The 19277-nt window shown below is 35.1% G+C and carries 19 protein-coding genes, 1 tRNA gene and 1 pseudogene; 17 read left to right on the forward strand and 4 right to left on the reverse strand.

Going from position 1 to position 19277, the window contains the following annotated elements; genetic code table 11:
* Positions 1–39: 39 nt before the first annotated feature.
* Positions 40–768, reverse strand: coding sequence for a type I glutamate--ammonia ligase (locus tag QUS22_RS04340; protein WP_289513768.1), 729 nt, complete (start codon positions 766–768; stop codon positions 40–42).
* 314 nt (positions 769–1082) lie between these two features.
* Here QUS22_RS04340 and dnaA point away from each other — a divergent pair, with 314 nt between their 5' ends.
* The gene (gene dnaA, locus QUS22_RS04345) at positions 1083–2465 is read left to right on the forward strand and encodes a chromosomal replication initiator protein DnaA (protein ID WP_289513769.1); all 1383 of its coding nucleotides are present in this window, start codon (positions 1083–1085) and stop codon (positions 2463–2465) included.
* A 130-nt stretch (positions 2466–2595) separates the two neighbouring features.
* Here dnaA and QUS22_RS04350 read toward each other — a convergent pair whose 3' ends face one another.
* Positions 2596–3849 (reverse strand): metallophosphoesterase family protein, encoded by a 1254-nt coding sequence (locus QUS22_RS04350; protein ID WP_289513770.1) that lies wholly within the window; start codon positions 3847–3849, stop codon positions 2596–2598.
* A gap of 190 nt (positions 3850–4039) precedes the next feature.
* Here QUS22_RS04350 and QUS22_RS04355 point away from each other — a divergent pair.
* The 8 genes and pseudogenes from QUS22_RS04355 (at position 4040) to QUS22_RS05635 (ending at position 12580) form a co-directional block, all read left to right on the forward strand.
* Positions 4040–4127, forward strand: a tRNA-Leu gene (locus QUS22_RS04355).
* A 30-nt stretch (positions 4128–4157) separates the two neighbouring features.
* Entirely contained in the window at positions 4158–5282 is a 1125-nt protein-coding gene (locus QUS22_RS04360; protein WP_289513821.1) for a GTP cyclohydrolase II, read from the forward strand.
* A gap of 28 nt (positions 5283–5310) precedes the next feature.
* Positions 5311–5994 carry a VirB8 family type IV secretion system protein gene (locus QUS22_RS04365; RefSeq protein ID WP_289513771.1) on the forward strand — a complete coding sequence of 228 codons (684 nt, stop codon included), beginning with the start codon at positions 5311–5313 and terminating at the stop codon, positions 5992–5994.
* Complete coding sequence (gene virB9, locus QUS22_RS04370; protein ID WP_289513822.1) at positions 5981–6787, forward strand: P-type conjugative transfer protein VirB9; 807 nt, start codon at positions 5981–5983, stop codon at positions 6785–6787. Before QUS22_RS04365 ends, virB9 begins: the two co-directional genes overlap by 14 nt.
* Positions 6788–6803: 16 nt before the next feature.
* Positions 6804–8264: a TraB/TrbI/VirB10 family type IV secretion system protein gene (locus QUS22_RS04375; RefSeq protein WP_289513772.1), complete on the forward strand. Its 1461-nt coding sequence runs from the start codon at positions 6804–6806 to the stop codon at positions 8262–8264.
* Between the two features lies 1 nt (position 8265).
* A complete protein-coding gene (gene virB11, locus QUS22_RS04380) occupies positions 8266–9258 on the forward strand; it encodes a P-type DNA transfer ATPase VirB11 (protein WP_289513773.1) in 993 nt (330 codons plus the stop codon).
* A gap of 28 nt (positions 9259–9286) precedes the next feature.
* Positions 9287–11302, forward strand: a complete 2016-nt coding sequence (locus tag QUS22_RS04385; protein ID WP_289513774.1) for a type IV secretory system conjugative DNA transfer family protein — start codon at positions 9287–9289, stop codon at positions 11300–11302.
* Between the two features lie 424 nt (positions 11303–11726).
* Positions 11727–12580, forward strand: a pseudogene (locus tag QUS22_RS05635) (P44/Msp2 family outer membrane protein).
* Positions 12581–12677: 97 nt separating this feature from the next.
* Here the strand turns inward: QUS22_RS05635 and prmC are convergent.
* Complete coding sequence (gene prmC / locus QUS22_RS04395) at positions 12678–13535, reverse strand: peptide chain release factor N(5)-glutamine methyltransferase (RefSeq protein WP_289513775.1); 858 nt, start codon at positions 13533–13535, stop codon at positions 12678–12680.
* A 460-nt stretch (positions 13536–13995) separates the two neighbouring features.
* On the opposite strand from prmC, the gene QUS22_RS04400 reads away from it, so the two are divergent.
* From QUS22_RS04400 to QUS22_RS04425, 7 genes are all read left to right on the forward strand, one after another.
* Positions 13996–14196: a hypothetical protein gene (locus QUS22_RS04400; RefSeq protein ID WP_289513776.1), complete on the forward strand. Its 201-nt coding sequence runs from the start codon at positions 13996–13998 to the stop codon at positions 14194–14196.
* Positions 14197–14232: 36 nt separating this feature from the next.
* Entirely contained in the window at positions 14233–14406 is a 174-nt protein-coding gene (locus QUS22_RS05580) for a hypothetical protein (RefSeq protein WP_353477742.1), read from the forward strand.
* Between the two features lie 13 nt (positions 14407–14419).
* Positions 14420–14629, forward strand: a complete 210-nt coding sequence (locus QUS22_RS04405) for a hypothetical protein (RefSeq protein ID WP_289513777.1) — start codon at positions 14420–14422, stop codon at positions 14627–14629.
* Entirely contained in the window at positions 14626–14772 is a 147-nt protein-coding gene (locus tag QUS22_RS04410) for a hypothetical protein (RefSeq protein WP_289513778.1), read from the forward strand. Before QUS22_RS04405 ends, QUS22_RS04410 begins: the two co-directional genes overlap by 4 nt.
* Positions 14773–15003: 231 nt before the next feature.
* Positions 15004–15255, forward strand: a complete 252-nt coding sequence (locus tag QUS22_RS04415; protein ID WP_289513779.1) for an ankyrin repeat domain-containing protein — start codon at positions 15004–15006, stop codon at positions 15253–15255.
* 39 nt (positions 15256–15294) lie between these two features.
* A complete protein-coding gene (locus QUS22_RS04420; protein ID WP_289513780.1) occupies positions 15295–15531 on the forward strand; it encodes a hypothetical protein in 237 nt (78 codons plus the stop codon).
* Between the two features lie 85 nt (positions 15532–15616).
* Positions 15617–16615: a pyruvate dehydrogenase complex E1 component subunit beta gene (locus QUS22_RS04425; RefSeq protein ID WP_289513781.1), complete on the forward strand. Its 999-nt coding sequence runs from the start codon at positions 15617–15619 to the stop codon at positions 16613–16615.
* Here the strand turns inward: QUS22_RS04425 and mgtE are convergent.
* The gene (mgtE, locus tag QUS22_RS04430; RefSeq protein ID WP_289513782.1) at positions 16612–17982 is read right to left on the reverse strand and encodes a magnesium transporter; all 1371 of its coding nucleotides are present in this window, start codon (positions 17980–17982) and stop codon (positions 16612–16614) included. The two genes, QUS22_RS04425 and mgtE, sit on opposite strands and share 4 nt — an antisense overlap.
* 154 nt (positions 17983–18136) lie before the next feature.
* On the opposite strand from mgtE, the gene prfB reads away from it, so the two are divergent.
* Positions 18137–19241 (forward strand): peptide chain release factor 2 gene (gene prfB / locus QUS22_RS04435; RefSeq protein ID WP_289513783.1). Its coding sequence is split into 2 segments (ribosomal slippage): positions 18137–18211 and positions 18213–19241, totalling 1104 coding nucleotides; the frame shifts between segments, so codons are not numbered across the junction.
* Positions 19242–19277 lie beyond the last annotated feature (36 nt).

A 19277-nucleotide genomic window follows, 5' to 3' on the forward strand; every position in this document is an offset into this window, starting at 1 on the left:
TCACCTTCTTTTGTTAAATATATATCTAATGGTTAGAGCTCATATTAAACTGTCCATCTTATATTGAGGGTCAGATGCAACTCCATATACTCTATTTGGTGGGAGAACTTTATTTTCTATGCCAAAAACCATGCCTTCAATTATTGCTACGAGAACTTTTTCAAGGTTACAATCTGCTCCAGGAACGCGGTGTTCTAGGCGACATTTATCACTAGAATTGGGAATCCTAATTGCAGCAGTTCTATTATTCACACCCCAACTAACTGTGGTTGGGGTGTGAATATCCGGATATTGAAATCTTAAATATGAATCATCATTTGGAACAAAAAGTAACATATGTTTTTTCATCATAGCGCATAATCCACCAATGCCATGAATTAAGCAATTACTGTACTTTTGTTTACTGCAGTAAAATAAATTACTGTTGTTTGAGTCCACTAAATTAACATGTACGTTTAGTGAGCTACCTGCTCTATCCAAATAAGGCTTTGCTTTAAAAGAAACATTCCCACCAAGTTTTTGTGCTGTTTCAGTAAGTAATTCTTGTGCTAACTCAAAATGCTTAATTAGGTCATTGAGATCCGTATAACAACCACTTTTTATCTCATATTGATGTATGGAACTCTCTTTCTCACAGGAAAATCCAAGTGAAGCTATTTTATTTTTTACACCACTAAGAAATAGGTACTCTTTTTCTATTCCTTCGATATAAAATTCCAGTTCTATACCAATTATAGTATAACAATTCAAATTACTTAATGTAATCATAGGTTTGCTTCAGTAAATTCATATGAGATTATCTATATTTATATGAGCACTTTACTTTTTTGCCAATAAATTTAATATCTTATTTATACATGATATATTATTATTTTTTTAGCACACTGCTAATCCTTGACGTAAGCGAAGTTTCATTTTATTGAAAGAAAAATGATCAATTTTAATGCTTTTATACCCTTTACAACTCATCAAAAATCATCATAATTTTGAGTGTGTATTGAGTAGTGTTAGCTTTTCACTTTGCAGCAAGCTATTGATTATCTTATATTTTTCTAATTATTACTTTTTTCTTGGTGTGGTATATGAGCTTGATTAACCCTAAGGTTTCTGCTATGTTTTTTGACCAAATTGTTACAGTAACGGATCACAATGTTACTTGGGAGAAAATTCAAAATTGTCTTTATAATCTCTATGGAGAGGCAACGTATAACAGCTGGTTGAGTTCACTTAAATTTGTCAGTAGTAGCAATGGAGAAATTTTGTTGTCTGTGCCAACAAGGTTTATAAAAGAATGGATTACAGTGCATTACATGGAAAAGATGCTGTCATTGTGGCAAAATGAGGATAAAAGTATACGTTCTATTGATATTCAAGTAACTGAAGAAAGGAATCAAAATCCTAGTACTATATCAAAAAATAGGGAGGAAAGTAATCATAGTCTTGGTTCGCCGCTGGATCCGAGATTCACCTTTGATAATTTTGTAGTGGGAAAACCAAATGAATTAGCATTTACAGCTGCAAAGCGTGTGGCAGAGTCTATAGATCCGATACCGGGCAGCAATCCTCTGTTTCTATATGGCGGAGTGGGACTTGGTAAAACACATCTAATGCATGCTATAGCCTGGCACATAGTTAATTCTCCATCAGCGAAAAGAAAAGTGGCATATTTATCTGCAGAAAAGTTCATGTACCAATATATTACAGCGCTACGAAGCAAAGATATTATGTTGTTTAAAGAGCAGTTTAGATCAGTAGATGTATTGATGGTAGATGATGTGCAATTTATCAGTGGTAAAGATAGTACACAAGAAGAGTTTTTTCACACTTTTAATGCGTTAATAGACCAAAATAAACAATTGGTTATATCAGCTGATAGATCTCCTAGCGATCTTGATGGAGTAGAAGAAAGAATAAAATCGCGGCTTGGTTGGGGATTAGTAGCAGATATTAATGAAACAACTTTCGAGCTAAGACTTGGTATATTGCAAGCCAAAGTAGAGCAAATGAATATGTATGTTCCAAATGATGTCCTAGAGTTTTTGGCAAGGAATATAAAATCTAATATAAGGGAATTAGAAGGAGCCTTGAATAAGGTTGCTCATACTTCATTGATTGGAAGAAGTATGACAGTAGAATCAGCCAGTGAAACTCTAGCTGATCTTCTTAGATCAAATCATAAATCGATTACGATAGTGGAAATACAAAGGAAAATAGCCGAGTTTTTTAATATAAAAGTTGCAGATATGCACTCCAATAGAAGGCTACGTGGTCTTGTAAGGCCAAGACAAATAGCTATGTATTTCGCTAAGAAATTTACACAAAAGAGTCTGCCAGATATTGGAAGAAGCTTTGGTGGCAGAGACCATGCTACTGTTATACATGCAGTAAAGCAAATAGAAAATTTTATAAAAACCGATTCAAATTTTGCTGATGAAATTAATCAGTTAAGAAAAATGTTTAAGTAGAGGTTAGCACAGATCTTATGGCCTAGTACTATGCATTAGAACAATAAGGTAAAATGTTTGATTAGCGTTTCTTTGTTATTTGATATAAAAGTAGTTAGCTACATTCACTTAAGATAAGTCAGTTGTGGCTTTAGTCTACCTTAAGCTTGAAGCTTTCTGTTAGCTTTGCAGAATACATTTCCTTGTTATCTTGATTATAGAAAGTAAATTCGTGATCGTCCAAGTTTAATATTGCAAAACCGAACCCGAAGAGATTTTTAACTTCATGTGCTAAGTAGTTTTTACCATTTGAATAACTAAATTCTACGTTTTGATAAGTGGGTTCCTGATCTTGAGCGTGTAATAATGCACCACCGTTTCCGACTATAATCTGGTCTGGGGCATTATTCATTAATAAAATCTGAGCTATATGAATGTGGCCAGAAACTATGGTAGTAACATTGCTTGGAAATTTATCACCAAAGGCTTCGATTTGTGTAAGATTACCATGGCTTTTTAATGTGAAAAACTCTTTTTTTGGAGATCTCCAAAGCGGTCTGTGAGTTAAAAACCACGTGGGCTTGTCAGAACTATCTTGTATTAATTTATCAAATTGTCTCTTAAAAGCGTTAATTGTGCTTTGGATTGTAAAAATATCCTCACCAGACGAAGAGTCAAAGATAAAAAGCCTTATCGGTCCAGCGTCTAAAGACCAACTAGAAACAAAATTTTCACATTTTTCAGGTGAAAAATGGTATGGATCTAGATACCTAAACCATCCTTCATAAGCTCTGTCACAATTTTCATGGTTTCCTCTAACAAAAAGAAAAGAAGATTGCAGTAAAATATCCTTTGCAGGTTTAAACCAATCAGCGTACCAAGCTTCTTTATTATACCCGTGAATATTGCCGCACTTCTGTGTATTTCTACATTTTGTTTTTCTATAATGATAATCGCCAACGTGAATAATTAGGTCTGGTTTATGAAAAGCAATAGAATCTAAATTTTTTTTTAAAGGCCAGCTATCTACCGAATTACATTCCTGCTGAAGTAATGCATTTATTCTGCAGCCTGTGTCGCCAATGAAAGCAATTTTGCTGATCTTTTCTGGTAGTATGGGGACCTGTATATTTTCAATACTAATGTTTTTAGCACTCGTTTCTACTGTCAGTTCACAAACTGTTTCAATATGATTGCCATTGTTAATTGAGCTGCGACTTAGCATTTCTACTTCCTCGCCGTTGACATAAGCAATAGGACATATGTTGTTGTCTATAATTGTACGTACACTTAATTTATTTTCTGGAATAACTTGAGACCACGTGTATAATATCTGTGCATGGACAGAATGAAAACTGTTTATAAGAGATAAAGCTAAAAAGATAAGGATATTAGCTATATTCATTTGTATAAAAACCCAAGTTAAAAATTAGTAATATAATCATCTTAAGTAATTGAAATTTATAATCACAAAATTCATAAGCAAGTTATACAGGCAATTCTTGAATTATCCTAGTATCAGATTGACACTTTAGGTGAAAAGTTCTAAAATGATTAAGTAATTTGAAATAATTATATAAAAACTAGAATAAAGTGCGGCCGTGGTGGAATTGGTAGACACGCAGCGTTGAGGTCGCTGTGGCTCATAAAGCCTTGGAAGTTCAAGTCTTCTCGGCCGCACCAAACGTCTTGTAGTTGTTAATGTTAGGTGAAATGTTTATAGGCAATCAAGGTGAAAATAAAGTAGAAAGGGCCATCGGCGAAATCAGGCGTGGTCTGCCAATTGTAATATATGATGAAAATGACTATCTATTGTTTGCTGCCGCTGAAACTTTAGATAGGAATTTATTTAATCAGTATAAGCTCATATCAGATAATCTATATATCACTTTAACTTCAAGTAAGGTGCAATATACATCCCAAAATAGAGAAAATGACAGCAAGCGTTTACAGATAAACGCCTTTGATGAACTACTCCATTTAGTAAGCTGTTCAGCAGGAGATTGCACAAAGAAATTGCAATGCTCAAAGGCAATAGATGAATATGCTATTACTTTGCTTAAATTTTCAGAGTTATTGCCATACGCATTAGTGGTTGATATGACTTTTAAAGATAAGGATGAAATGTGGGATTGGTGCGAGAAAAATGACATTATTGTGCTGGACACGTCATTCATAAATAATTTTCAACAAAATCAGGATTTATATGAAGTGTGCAAAACATCGTTATTTTTAAAACAGACTCAGAAAGTAAGTATCGTATCTTACAGAACTAGGAGTGGCGGAAAGGAACATTATGCAATTATTATTGGTAACCTAGATAAAGATAGTGAACCCTTAGTAAGGGTTCATTCTTCATGCTATACAGGCGACTTATTAGACAGCTTATCATGCGATTGCAGAAGCCAGTTACATCAGGCAATCCAAATAATGACTGATTCTGGGAGTGGTATTATATTATACTTGATGCAGGATGGAAGAGGCATTGGTTTAACTAATAAGTTAAGGGCATATGATATGCAAAGAAAATATAACCTCGATACTGTGGATGCAAATAGAATATTGGGTTTTGAAGATGACGAAAGGAGTTTTGCTATTGCAGCTGAAATGCTCAAGAAATTGGGCATCAAGAAAATACAATTACTTACAAATAATGGTGGAAAGTTATCGGAGTTGAAAAACAATGGTATAGAGATTACAAAGTGTCTACCACTTATTATGGAGCGTAATCAATATAACAATTCATATATGGAGACAAAATTTAGCAGATTAGGCCATGGGTTAAGGGTTTTTAGCTTTTTTATTATAACTAGTTTGTTAATTTACTATGCTCGTTAATATAAGTTAAAATTTCAAGAATATTAAGATGCTAAAGTTTTTTAAACAAAAAAAAGACAACGAGTTGTTGGATAAGGATATAAGTTGGAATTCAAGCCGCTATAGCACGGTTGTTGCTCAGAGAAATATTTTACTTTTATTTACGTTAGTATTATTGATGGCAATTTCTGTAGGTATACTGGCTATATTTAAAATTAGTACTAGTAGTACTATTGAGCCATTTGTTATAGAAATTGAAAAAAAATCGGGAATAGTGCAGTTGGTTGATCCTGTTACAGTAAAACAATATTCCGCGGATGAAGTACTTAACAATCATTTTATTGCAGAATATATAAAATCAAGGGAAGTTTTTGATCCATATAACTACAATTATAACTATTACACAAAGGTGAGGTTGTTTTCTTCATCCAATGTATATAGAGAATTTAGAAGTTATATAAACTCGCAGAGCATGAATGATCTTTTTAATTTATATTCAGACTTTGTTAAAAACGAGTTTAAGGTTCGCTCGATTCAGAAATTGGATGATGATACTTTTCAGGTAAGATTTACTGTGGAATTTACACGAAAAGATGGAAGTTCTATAAGAAAAAACAAGATAGTCATCATGTCATATAGGTATGCACCACTTGAAATGAATGATCAGCAAAGATATATTAATCCGTTAGGGTTTCAAGTTATTTCTTATAGGGTAGATGATGAGTATGTATAGAATATTGTTAGTTTTAGCTTTGCTGATAAGTTGTGGTTTAAGTGCATCAGTTAATTACTATAAGCCTATTTCTGTAGACAGCAGAATAAAAACTTTTGTGTACAATCCTAACGAAGTATTCACAGTTGTTTTCAGTCAAGGTTACTATTCTTATATTGAATTTGCAGAAGGAGAAAAAGTCAAAAACATCGCTGTTGGTGATGCATCAAGTTGGAAAATTAGCCCTTATGACAATAAATTACTTATCATGCCGTTTGAAGTTAGTAGCCGCACTAACATGATTATTACAACGACAAAAAAAAGGAATTATATTTTTGACTTAATCTCAAGGCCAAACTACGATAGATATCCAGGCACCGATGCTGAAAAAATAAGACACGATTATTCTGCTGAAAAAGATATATCTTACGTAGTACGTTTTTATTATCCTCAAGAGGAAGATGAATTTGATATTGATTTAGATGAAATATCGATGCCTACTCAAATGCAATATGTTGTAGAGCAGCCAGAAGAAGTAATACAAGAAAATGATACGAAGTATAATTATACATATATTGATGAGGGTAGTAATGCGGATATAATACCAGTTGAGTTATTTGATGACGGCTATTTAACCTACTTTAAATTTAAGGATGGTAGTAAAATACCTAAGATTTTTACAGAACAGGGTAAAACTAAATTGCCTTGTAAAAGGCTATTATTTGATGACTATGTTGTAATAAAAGGGGTGCATAAAAAGTTGTTCATGCGTTATGAAAATGATGAAGTTGAAATTATAAATAGGTCACTTTAGCTGTGGTACATGCAATATGAATGAAGAGAGGCGTAACAATTCGGAAAATGAATCGGAAATAGAGAGCAAGGTAGTAACAGTTGGCTCTACACGTAGTCATAGGGCATTAATGATTATCATTTTAGTGCTTCTAGTTGGCGGGGTATATTATCTCTATTTTAGTCCTTCTTCTAATGAAGAGAATATGGAGGTGAGTAGAAAAGAAGAACCTAAGCAAAACGTTCAAGAGTTGAAAGGAAAACTGGAGCAGGTTCCAGATAATACAATAGTTCATGAAAGGGTAATAACTGATCTGCCACCTTTACCTCCTCTTCCTACACCGCAAGTTATACCAGAAATAAAGCAGATTAAAAAAGAAGAAGTGGTAAAGAAAGAAGAAGAAAAACCAAAAGAAACTCCTGTGTCAAATATGCCTGTTTTGCCAAAGCAAAACTTCCCTCATGGCGATATTATTGGCGGTTTGCCTCCCTCATTTCCTACAATAGGAGGTGGTGGTTATCCTAAAGACAGACGTGGTGCACAAATGTTAGCAATTTCAGGTAGCAGTAGAGAGGACAAGGCTGCTGATGCCGTTTTATCCACCACTTCAGCACAGCCGAGCATAGCTGCCAGAGTAGGGAAGCTCGGATTTATGATTACTCAGGGTAAAATTGTTGATGCTGTTCTAGAAACTGCAATAGACTCTGATCTGCAAGGAATGCTACGTGCTGTGGTTAGTAGTAATGTTTATGCAGAAACTGGTGATACGGTTTTAATACCCAAAGGTTCAAGATTGATAGGTAGCTATTCATTTGACTCAAATGTTGCAAGAGCACGCATAAACATAAACTGGAATAGGGTCATTCTTCCTTATGGAATAGACATTGCTATTTCATCACCTGGTGCCGATGAGCTTGGTAGAGCAGGAATAGCTGGTATAGTTGATAACAAAATAGCAAGTGCGTTGTTTTCTTCAATATTGCTTGCAGGTGTTTCAATTGGTTCAGCTTTTGTAGGGCAAAAGGTTTCTAATCTTATTGATGTGCTAACTGCCATGGATGCAGTTAGATCCATAACTGCAACTGAAATAGATTTTTCTGCACTCAAGGATGTTATTAGACCAAAAGAAGAAATATCTAGTGACAAATGGAAATTAGGTCTTGGAGCTATTGAAAGAATTCGAAATACTAAAAATGAGCAAGATTTACTGAGAATAATGAAAGAGGAAATAGCAAAAGCACTAGGAGTTGTAGAAAATGAGGTAAATATAAGTCTAGAAAACGTAAATCAACTGCTGCAAAAATTTCAAAGAAAAGGCATATCTGTTTATGATGAAGCAAGTGGGAAATCGATCAATAATTTTTCTAAGGATATGCGAGATATAGTCAACAGATATACAGATAAAAAACCAACTGTTTATGTTGATCAAGGCACTGCATTGAAAGTATTTGTTAACCAAGATATAGTATTTCCTCCACAAGCAATATTAAATCAATAAAATGAACTATGCTGCACTTGATACGTATTTAGAGCCGTTGCAAAGCATCTTTCAAGAAGAAGGTGTAAATGAAATATCAATAAATGAGCCAAAGAAAGTATGGATTGAAAATCGCGGTAAAGTCAGGTGTGAAAAGTTAGAAGTATTAGATCTTAACCATTTGAAATCTCTTGGCAGATTAATTGCTCAGGCTACAGAACAAAAACTTAGCGAAGAAGCCCCGTTACTTTCAGCTACACTACCAAATGGCTATCGTATACAGATAGTATTTCCGCCAGCATGTGAGACTGATAAAGTAGTCATGTCGATCCGTAAACCTTCTACCATGCAATTAGCATTGGACGATTATGAAAGAATGGGGGCTTTTTCTGAAACTGTTATAGAAGTAACCGATAATCCAGTAGACCGTAGTCTGAATTCACTATTAAAGCGAAAGAAAATAAAAGAGTTTTTAGAATATGCTGTAGTAAATAAGAAAAACATCATAATTAGTGGTGGAACTTCTACCGGTAAAACTACTTTTACTAATGCTACTTTGCGTGCTATTCCAGCTGAAGAAAGAATTATTACCGTTGAGGATGCAAGGGAAATCGTTTTGAATGATCATCCCAATAAAGTCCATTTGATTGCCTCCAAAGGAGGACAGGGCAGGGCAAAAGTGACTACTCAGGATTTGATAGAAGCATGCTTACGTTTAAGACCAGATAGAATAATAGTTGGTGAGCTACGTGGAGCGGAAGCTTTTAGTTTTCTGCGGGCAATAAACACTGGCCACCCTGGTTCGATATCAACACTTCATGCAGATAGCCCAGCGATGGCCCTTGAACAAATAAAATTGATGGTCATGCAAGCTAATCTCGGTATTCCCCCAGATCAGATTATGCCATACATTAGAAATGTGATTGATATTGTTATTCAACTAAAAAGAACCAGTAGGGGAAAAAGGAGCATTTCTGAAATATTATTTACTAGATCTTTAAGTGAAAATGCTTAAGTTTATACATAATAAGAAAAAGTAGTTTATGAGTAATGGAAACCACTTACGCAATATTTTGATAGGGGGTGTTATAGTTTTTAGTGTACTAGAGTTTTGTTTCTATTTATCTGGTATATTATTTTATCTGTTTGTCGATGGTCCAGATGGTGTCGATTTTAAAGCAATTAATCCTAGCTTGACACCTTTCCCTCAGGCTCTTTGGCCAACAATTTTTGATCATATACAATATTGTTGGCATCATCCAGAATTATATAGCCTTGAACTCAAGATTAAATTGATTGCGTCTTCTGCACTGCCTATCATTGTTTTAATGATTATTCTATGGAATTTGAGAGAGAGGATAATTGAGTGGCGGCCGTTTAAGAAGAAAGAATCACTCCACGGAGACTCAAAGTGGGCGTTGGAAAAAGACATACGAAAAGCAGGGTTAAGAAGCAAAAAGGGATTATTACTTGGTAAAGATAAAAGAGGCTACTTTATTGCTGATGGATTTCAGCATGCATTGTTATTTGCACCTACAGGTTCTGGTAAAGGTGTTGGTTTTGTAATTCCTAATTTATTGTTCTGGACTGATTCAGTGATTGTACACGACATAAAATTAGAAAACTATGAAATAACAAGTGGTTGGCGAGAACGGCTAGGGCAAGAGGTATTTGTATGGAATCCAGCACAACCAGATGGAATAAGCCACTGTTATAATCCGCTACAATGGATTAGTGAAAAGCCTGGGCAGATGGTTGATGATGTGCAGAAAATAGCCAACTTAATCATGCCTGAACAAGACTTTTGGCAAAATGAAGCAAGAAGCTTGTTTGTTGGAGTGGTATTATACCTACTTGCTGCACCAGAGAAAGTTAAATCTTTTGGTGAGGTTGTACGCACGATGCGCAGTGATGACGTAGTTTATAATCTTGCTGTTGCTCTTGATACAATGGGTAAAATAATACACCCTGTGGCGTATATGAACATTGCGGCCTTTTTACAAAAAGCTGACAAAGAAAGGTCAGGTGTTGTATCAACTATGAACTCATCGCTTGAATTGTGGGCAAACCCATTAATTGATACTGCAACTGCGTCAAGTGATTTTAATATTTTAGATTTTAAAAAGAAGAAAACTACAATTTATGTTGGGTTAACTCCAGATAACTTGACCAGGTTAAGACCTTTAATGCAGGTTTTCTACCAGCAAGCAACTGAATTTTTATGTAGAAAATTACCGTTAGATGATGAGCCTTATGGCGTATTGTTTTTAATGGATGAGTTTCCAACACTTGGAAAAATGGAGCAATTTCAAACAGGTATTGCATATTTTCGTGGTTATAGAGTAAGATTATTCTTAATTGTTCAGGATACTGAGCAGCTCAAAGGAATATACGAGGAAGCAGGAATGAACTCCTTTTTATCAAACTCGACTTATAGAATAACTTTTGCGGCAAATAACATTGAAACGGCTAATTTAATATCGCAACTTATAGGAAACAAAACTGTACGGCAAGAGTCGTTAAACAAGCCGAAATTTTTAGATTTGAATCCCGCTTCAAGGTCGTTACATATTTCTGAAACGCAGAGAGCATTGCTGCTACCTCAAGAAATTATTATGTTGCCACGTGATGAGCAGATAATTTTAATAGAATCAACTTACCCGATTAAATCAAAGAAAATTTTGTACTATAGTGACAGCACCTTCACAAGGAAGCTACTCAAGCCAACTCGTGTACCTACACAGGAGCCATATGACCCAAATAAGATTTTTTCTTCTGCCAACAATGACAAGGTTGGCAACGAAGAGAATAATGCTATTGAAGGGCCTAACACTGCTGATTATCCTGTTGAAGATCAAACCGAAGATGTAGTGTATGATGAATTGGAAGCCGGTGATGAACTTAAAGAGACAGATATCGACTATGAAGATTTTGACGACAAGTTTGAAGATGAAGAAAGTGATGATGAATTTAATGAGGAAGAAGATGATGATGGGTTTGATGACGAAGATGATGAATTTGAAGATATTGACAACGAACCAAAGGATAAAGGGAAGTAAAATCGAAACAGCTTGCAGCACGTTTTTTACCCATAAAAACGTGACTAAAAACTACTTGACAAGCTTTGCCAGCTTCCTTACTATGAAACTGAAGCTATTTATTTATCTTCAGTCTGTGCAGATTAAACGGTAAAAAACTTAACATGTTTGGCGTGTCATGTTTAATTTTTTGCACTATGTGCACCTTATGTTTTTTACATTGTTAGCCAGTGCTGTGAATTGCGCTTATTAAGCGTAAAACATTATAAAGACGCTAATATTATAAAATAGATAGTGAATAACTAGCTAACGGGGTTTCTTTTGCCTATTTCTTGCTCAAAAAACAAGTTTTGTAAGTCATTAAGCTTTTCACATTAAACCATTTTTAATTAATTAGCATTAAATAATCTATTTTAAGTTAGGGAAGTAGTAATAAGTAAAAAACATTGCGGTTACTGCACTTGCTTTATTATTGTCACAACAGTCTTTTGCAAGTGAAACAGAGGGGTTTTGCTTTGGTAGTGGATATCAGGTTTTTTAATAGCATAGGTTCATTGAAAGTAGAACAAAAAGCTGAGGAAGCTGGAAAGACTAAAAATTTCACTATAGATGAGATGTATATTCCGGACATAATAAGAGGTCAAAAACCAAGTGAATACAAGGGGGACTATACACCCACCTTTTGCTGCAAATATAGTTTGGTCGTACAGAAGAATTGGGTAACAACAGCTATAGAGTTGAACTAGAAGGGATATATGCTTCCGTAAAAGCTGATAATGTTGGTTTAGAAGGGGACCAAATGGGTATATCATACCTGAGAGACATTGGTCTAAGCGCGGACAAAAAAACTTATATGTATGCTGCTAAAGTCGATAATAACAAAATTGAAAACGCATCTGTAATAGCCAATGCTTATTACTATTGGAAAACTATGGTTTCTCTTTTTCGCCTTATGTTGGAGCTGGAATAGGTTTAACAAAAATGAAGACGTTCGGAGAAGCATCAGTAAGACTTGCATATCAATTAAAAGCTGGTCTTGATTATTCCGTCAATGAAAATGTAAATATGCATATTGGGTATATAGACATTTTGGTGCCTTCGGGACGGATCATAAGCTGAAAGTAGATCTGTTGGGGGAAGTGAAATTAGGTGAAGGAAAAAAATCGAGACTTGACGGCAGTGTTAGAACGAACTCACTAGCAGGAGTGAAAAAACAAGAAGAGATAAATATAGGCAATACATTATATCATACATGGTATAGAGGCTGGCCTTACTTTCCATTTTGCTATTAAAGCCTAACCTTTCAAGCCCTTTGAAAAACAATAGGCCTCTTGGTGTCATTTCAAAACGTGGCTGGCGTTCAAGAAGAAAAGAGTATAGACCCCAGTGCCACGCACTAGGATGACGAGAGGGTTGCATATTGCTTCACAACAATGCATCTCTTCGTTCCTGCTAAGTCATATGCGTATTCCTGAAAAGCTAGTTCGTGTGAGAGGATTATTTTGTCGATATCATTTTGGTCTTCACCTATCTCCAATATCGCAAACCCATTTTTTTTAAGGCACTTTCTCAATATTGGAAAAATACTCAAATAACAGCTCAAACCATCAATGCCACCATCAAGGGCAATTTTTGGCTCTTTTTGTACTTCAGCTTGCAGGTCTTTTAATTTACTGCTTTTGATATATGGAGGATTGCTAATTATAAGATCAAATAGTCCTCTGCACTCTGTCCACGAGCTTGAAAATATTTTAGCTCTGCTAGATAGGTTATGCTTTTTCACGTTCTGGCAGGCAACTCTATATGCTTTTGAACTCTTCTCAAAACCAACACCAACAGCATATTGATACTCGCTAAGTACGGATATCAGTAGGCAACCTGTGCCTGTACCAAAATCTGCAATTTTTAGTTTCTGCTTTTTATTCGGGAAATATTTTAATGCTGTTGAGATTATTGTTTCACTATCTGGTCTTGGATCCAAAACATGCTGATTGACTATAAAATTTTTACTCCAGAATTCACGTTTACCTATTATTTGTGATATTGGATACCTTTTCGCTCTTTTTTTCGTTAATTTCCAAAATAGAAGTTCTTTCTCTGTTAGCACTCGATCAGCGTGGTTCATGATTATGGATGATTTCTCCACATCAAGGACATGCTGCATAATGATTTCACAGTCCAAATACGGTGATTCAACTTTGTGTGATGATAGTAGTTTTGATCCCTCTTGAATTAAAGCGCTGATGGTTTTCATTATTTCAAAAATTTGGTCTTTTCAGCCAAGAGTAGTGAGATAAGCATTGGCTTAGAATAACTGCATCAGATCCCAGTGTCAAGCACTGGCATGATACCATTTGTTGTACCAATTACCTTAACAAAAGCAAATGTTCATACAGCTGTGTGTCGGAGCATTGGGATGACACCGTTTACTGTGTGGATTGCCTTCGAAAACAAATGCTCATACAGTTGTGTGTCACGCGCTGGGGTTGTAAAGGTCAAGTGATTCGTTGACAAAAATGTTAGTGTAAGTAGGAACGTTTTTGGAGGCGAGGAATGAGAAGAAAAAAGCGCTAGTATGACGGGAGAGGGCTTGTATTTATGAATGATAGGAGAAGTGCAAGAGAGTATTTATGATTAATTTTTTGAGTAAAGCATGTCGTTTCAAACAAATTTAATTCTTTTGTGAGACTATACAAAACTTAGAGGGAAAGGTTATGGCGATAGAAAAGGGCAGACTTTTTGAAATCATACAAAAAGTGTGTAAGAGTGAAGGTCTGAATGAGGATAATCTACTTGAAAGAGTAATAAATGAATTAAAAGGAAAAGATGCAGGAGAACATAGCAAGTTTAGCCTTGGTTTGTATAAGATTTATCCATTTAGTATAAAAGTTTCAGAAAAAGCTATAGAAGATTAGACATTGTTACATCTTACTGCGGCATGTAACTACCTGTTGATAGTGGAGCTTCTACTGAAAAAGAAAGTAAGTGTTAACGCTCGAGTGAAAAATGTATCTAAGGATAGTGTATTGACAGCTTTGTATATTGCTTTTGCATGGTCATCAAGACATGGTAAAGCGGTTAGTAAATGCTTATCGAGTGAATCCTTTATTAAAAAGCTAAAATAAAACTCCAAGAGAGATGGGTGGAGAAAGTAAAGAAGCTATAGTAAAAATGTTGGAGGCAGCAGAAGAAAGTTATCGTACAAAGCCTCAAAAGAAAGCAAAAGATCTTAACATAGGGCTTCAAGATGGAAGCACCTATTATCTATTTCAGGGTAATCATATGACTCCTGCAAGTTCAGTTATGAACGAGAATAATGTGCTAAAAATGGTACAAATCCTTATTTGAAACAACACAGTGCTGCATGTAGTGATGAACAGGGCTCTTTAAATGAAAGTATTAGCGATGAAAGTGGTCTAGGGTTAGGGCAAGAGCAAGAAGAGATGGAAGAACTTAATGTTAGATTAGAAGAATTAAATGTTCAACTATAGAATAAGCAAAAGGAGAATCAATCACTAAAACAAAAAAACAAGATCTAGAAAATAAAAACGCAACACTTAAGAGTGAATTAGAAAAAAACAAAAATCAACATTCTAAAACAGAAGTGTTATTAAAAAAAGCGTGAGCAGAATTAAAAAGTTATGTAACTGAAGGTGTAAAGCGTCCAACAACAATAGGAAATGGAGCGGGTGTTGGTGCAGTGAACGAGGGGTGGACTCTTTTTGCATAGTACCGTTAAGATCAGCGATGTAAATGTAACAAAAGATATATTAAAAACAAGCAAAACAGATCTTAATGCGATAGATCCAGGTGGAAAGACTATTTTACATCATGCTGCATACGATGGTCATTTAGATAAAGTAAAATATCTAGTAGAAGAGGGAGCAAATTTTGAAATAAAAGACAAAAGCGGAAAGAGTCCTTTAGATCTTGCTACTGACAAACAAAACAATGAGGTGGTAGGATTCTTGTAAGAAAAAGTCAAGAGTAAAACAGATTTAAATGAGAGTGCATTGGAAAAAACAGAGAAAAAACCACTGTTCTCAAGAATTACCTACGTAAGTCTTGTAGCCACGTCAATAGTAAGTTCTATCCTTAGTATTGCTTCAGGATTATTTGTTCTTTCAATAATTGCAACTTCTGTGACATCTGCGTTGATAGCTGGTGGCATTGCATACACAATATTATCAAAACCCACCGCTGAATTAGAAGAAGTGGCTATTCAAGATCAACAATATGGTTGTTTGTAAAACTTAATTTGTAATAATATCTGCTTTACTCGTCCCTGGTAATCTTGGTATAGTTACTTCAGTTAAAATCTATAAAAGTTTATAAATGGCAACTTTAAGTGTAAGAGAAGCTTTATGCATAGCAATTAGAGAAGAAATGCAAAACGATACTGGTGTATTTATCATGGGTGAAGAAATTGCAGAGTATGAAGGTGCTTATAAAGTAACGAAAGGATTGCTGCAAGAATTTGGAAAGAATAGGGTAGTTGATACTCCTATTACTGAACATGGATTTGCTGGCCTTGCTGTTGGAGCAGCATTTGCTGGACTCAGACCAATCGTCGAGTTTATGACTTTTAATTTCTCTATGCAGGCTATCGATCAGATTGTGAACTCTGCAGCAAAAACAAATTATATGTCAGGTGGACAACTTGGATGTCCCATAGTATTTCGTGGACCAAATGGAGCTGCAGCAAGAGTTGCCGCGCAACACTCTCAATGTTTTGTATCTTGGTATTCACACGTACCAGGGCTAAAAGTAATGGCACCTTATTTTGCCTCCGATTGTAGAGGCCTGCTTAAAGCTGCAATTCGCGATCCGGACCCAGTGATATTTCTAGAAAATGAGATCGCTTACGGACACGAGCATGAAGTTTCTGACTATGAGCTATCGAATAAAGACTATCTACTTGAAATAGGCAAAGCTGCTGTTATACGGGAAGGAAAAAATGTAACTATCACTGCTTTCTCATTGAAATTAATGGATGCTTTAAATGCAGCAGATTTACTTGCTAATGAAGGTATAGAGGCTGAAGTTATTGACCTTAGAACTTTAAGGCCACTTGACACTGAAACTATTATTAACTCTATCAAGAAGACTAATAGGTTAGTTAGCGTAGAGGAAGGTTGGCCATTTGCAGGAATAGGAGCAGAGCTTTCAGCCGTTGTTATGGAGCAGGGATTTGACTACCTTGACGCCCCAGTTGTGCGTGTAACCGGCAAGGATGTTCCCTTACCTTATGCTGCAAACCTAGAAAGAAAAGCTTTACCACAAATGGAAGATATAGTTGAAGCTGTGCGTCGGGTCTGCTTTAGAAAAACTTAGCTATTTAACAAAAAGATCGTGGCTAATCCGAGAAATATAAAAGCTGAAAGAATGTCGGTTGTTGCTGATGTTAGGATTGAAGAAGAAACGGCGGGGTCAGATTTTAAACGGTGAAGCATTATAGGAATGAAAGTTCCAATAAATGTTGCAATGATCGACATTATAATCATGGAAGCCACAAAAATAATCTCCACCTTAAAACTGTGAAATCTTATTGCTAATACTACTAATGAAATGGTAGACAGAATTATCCCATTTATAAGACCTATTTGAAGCTCTTTTATAAGTATTCTGTTTGCATTTTGTTCAGTTAAATATTTTGTTGCAATTGCTCTGATGGTTAGCGTTACCGTTTGAGACCCTGCGTTTCCGCTCATTGACGCAATTATCGGCATAACTATTGGGAGTACTACAAAACTCTTTATTACATTATCGAAAAAGCCAACTACTATAGAACATATCGTTGCAGCTAAGAGGTTAAACAATAACCAAGGTAATCTTTGAATTATGGTTTTATGTATAGGAGCATTTATATCAGCTTTAGATGACATACCGCTTATTTTGAGCGCATCTTCTTCTGTTTCTTGTTGAACAACTTTTATTACGTCTTCAATTAAGATCACACCGATGATTTTACCACGCTTATTTACTACTGGAGCTGATAGTAGAGAATAATCTTTAAATATTCTTGCTACTTCCTCTTGGTCTACTCCAGTTTTAATGATTTTTATGTCCTGACTCATTATCTCCTTTATTGTTGTTTCTCCTGGGTGAGATATCACCTTATTTAAATTAACAGTACCTATAGGTTCTAATTTTGAGTTGATGATGAAAATCTGATGAAATATTTCTGGTATTTTTTTATAGTTGCGTAAAAATTCTGTTAGCTTGTTTATCGTCCAATAATATGGGGCTATAACCATATTTTTATGTATTAACCTTCCTGCACTTTCTTCTGGGTATGATAACAACTCCTCTACTGTCTTTTGAGTTGCGTTGGGCAAGTAGTTAAGTATGTTTTCTATGGACTTTCTATCCAAGTCTTTGACTATGGTTACGATATCTTCTACATCGAGGAGCATTAGTAATTTTGCCGTATTTTCTATTCCCAATGTTTCTATAATTTCTACCTGTAAATCTGGTACTACATGCACTAGAGCATCACTTAACGAATATTGGTCTAGGATGCTAACTAGTCTTTCCCTGTGATCACTGATTGAAGTGGATAAAAAATAAGCTAACTGAACGCTATCTATTGTTTTTACAATATTGTGGACGTTTTCTAGTTCCTGGTTATCAAGTGAATCGATTAAGTCATCAATAGCCTTTTTATCTAAACCATAATGAGAATTTATTTCAACGTTCATATTTTTACCTTACTTCTTAATAAATATACGTACTTGATTCCTTTAAACATTAGAGTATAATAAGATTGTTTTAAATTAACTACTATATGGTTAAATTTCTGTTTTGTGTACTGTTATTGCTATTGATAGTAAATATATTAAAATCTAAAGCATAATGAAAACTTATTTAGAAACTCTTGAGCATTTTCAGAACTTAGATAAAAGTATTTCTGCTATCAGGGGGTGTCTTCGACATAGAAAAATTAAAGTCACGCCTTGCAGAGCTAGAATCTCAGGCTGCAGATAATGACTTATGGCAAGACAACCAAAAGGCACAAGAAGTTTTAAAAGAACTTTCTAAGGTTAAGAATGATGTGGAGTCATTTTTGAAGTTAGAGAGCGATTACAACGATGCTATTAGCTTAATGAAATCTGCTATTAATGAAAATGATGAAGAATTTTTTTTTGAAGTTGAAAGTGAACTAGTAAAGCTAGAGAAATTAATCAAGCATAAAGAAACAGAATCCTTATTTACTGGTGAAGCAGACAACAATGACTGCTTTTTAGAGATCCACTCAGGAGCTGGTGGAACAGAGAGCAACGATTGGGCTGAAATGCTCATGCGCATGTATATAAGGTGGGCAGAAATTTACCACAACTTTAAAGTTGAAATTGTGGTAAAATTAGAAGGAGAATCAGTTGGTATAAAGTCTGCAACAATAAAGATCATTGGAGAAAAGGCTTATGGATGGGCAAAAAGCGAAAATGGCGTTCACAGATTGGTTAGAATATCACCATTTGATGCAAACAGCAAACGTCATACAAGTTTTGCGAGCATAGGAGTGACACCAGTAATAGAAGATTCAATAGATGTTGCTGTGGATGAAAAGGATTTAAGGATCGACACCTACCGTGCTTCTGGAGCAGGCGGTCAGCATGTAAACAAAACTGAGAGTGCGGTGCGCATTACGCATATTCCAACAGGTGTTATAGTTCAGTGCCAAAACAGCCGTTCCCAGCACCAGAATAAAAATGAGGCATTAAAGTTACTTAGAGGGCGTTTATATCAAATTGAATTGGAGAAAAAAGAGCAGAAAATGGCTGAGGAATATGGCAAGAAATGCGATATAGGTTGGGGTAATCAAATTAGATCTTACGTTGTGCACCCATATCAAATGGTGAAAGATTTAAGAACTGGATATGAAGTTGGCAATATAAATTCTGTTTTTGATGGCAATATAGACTGTTTCATAGTTAGCGTGCTGACTAATAAAAATTAAGTAGGGTTGACTTTTTTCTGTAGTATGTAGTAATTA

Source organism: Wolbachia pipientis (genome assembly GCF_030373985.1).
Lineage (GTDB): Bacteria > Pseudomonadota > Alphaproteobacteria > Rickettsiales > Anaplasmataceae > Wolbachia > Wolbachia pipientis_D.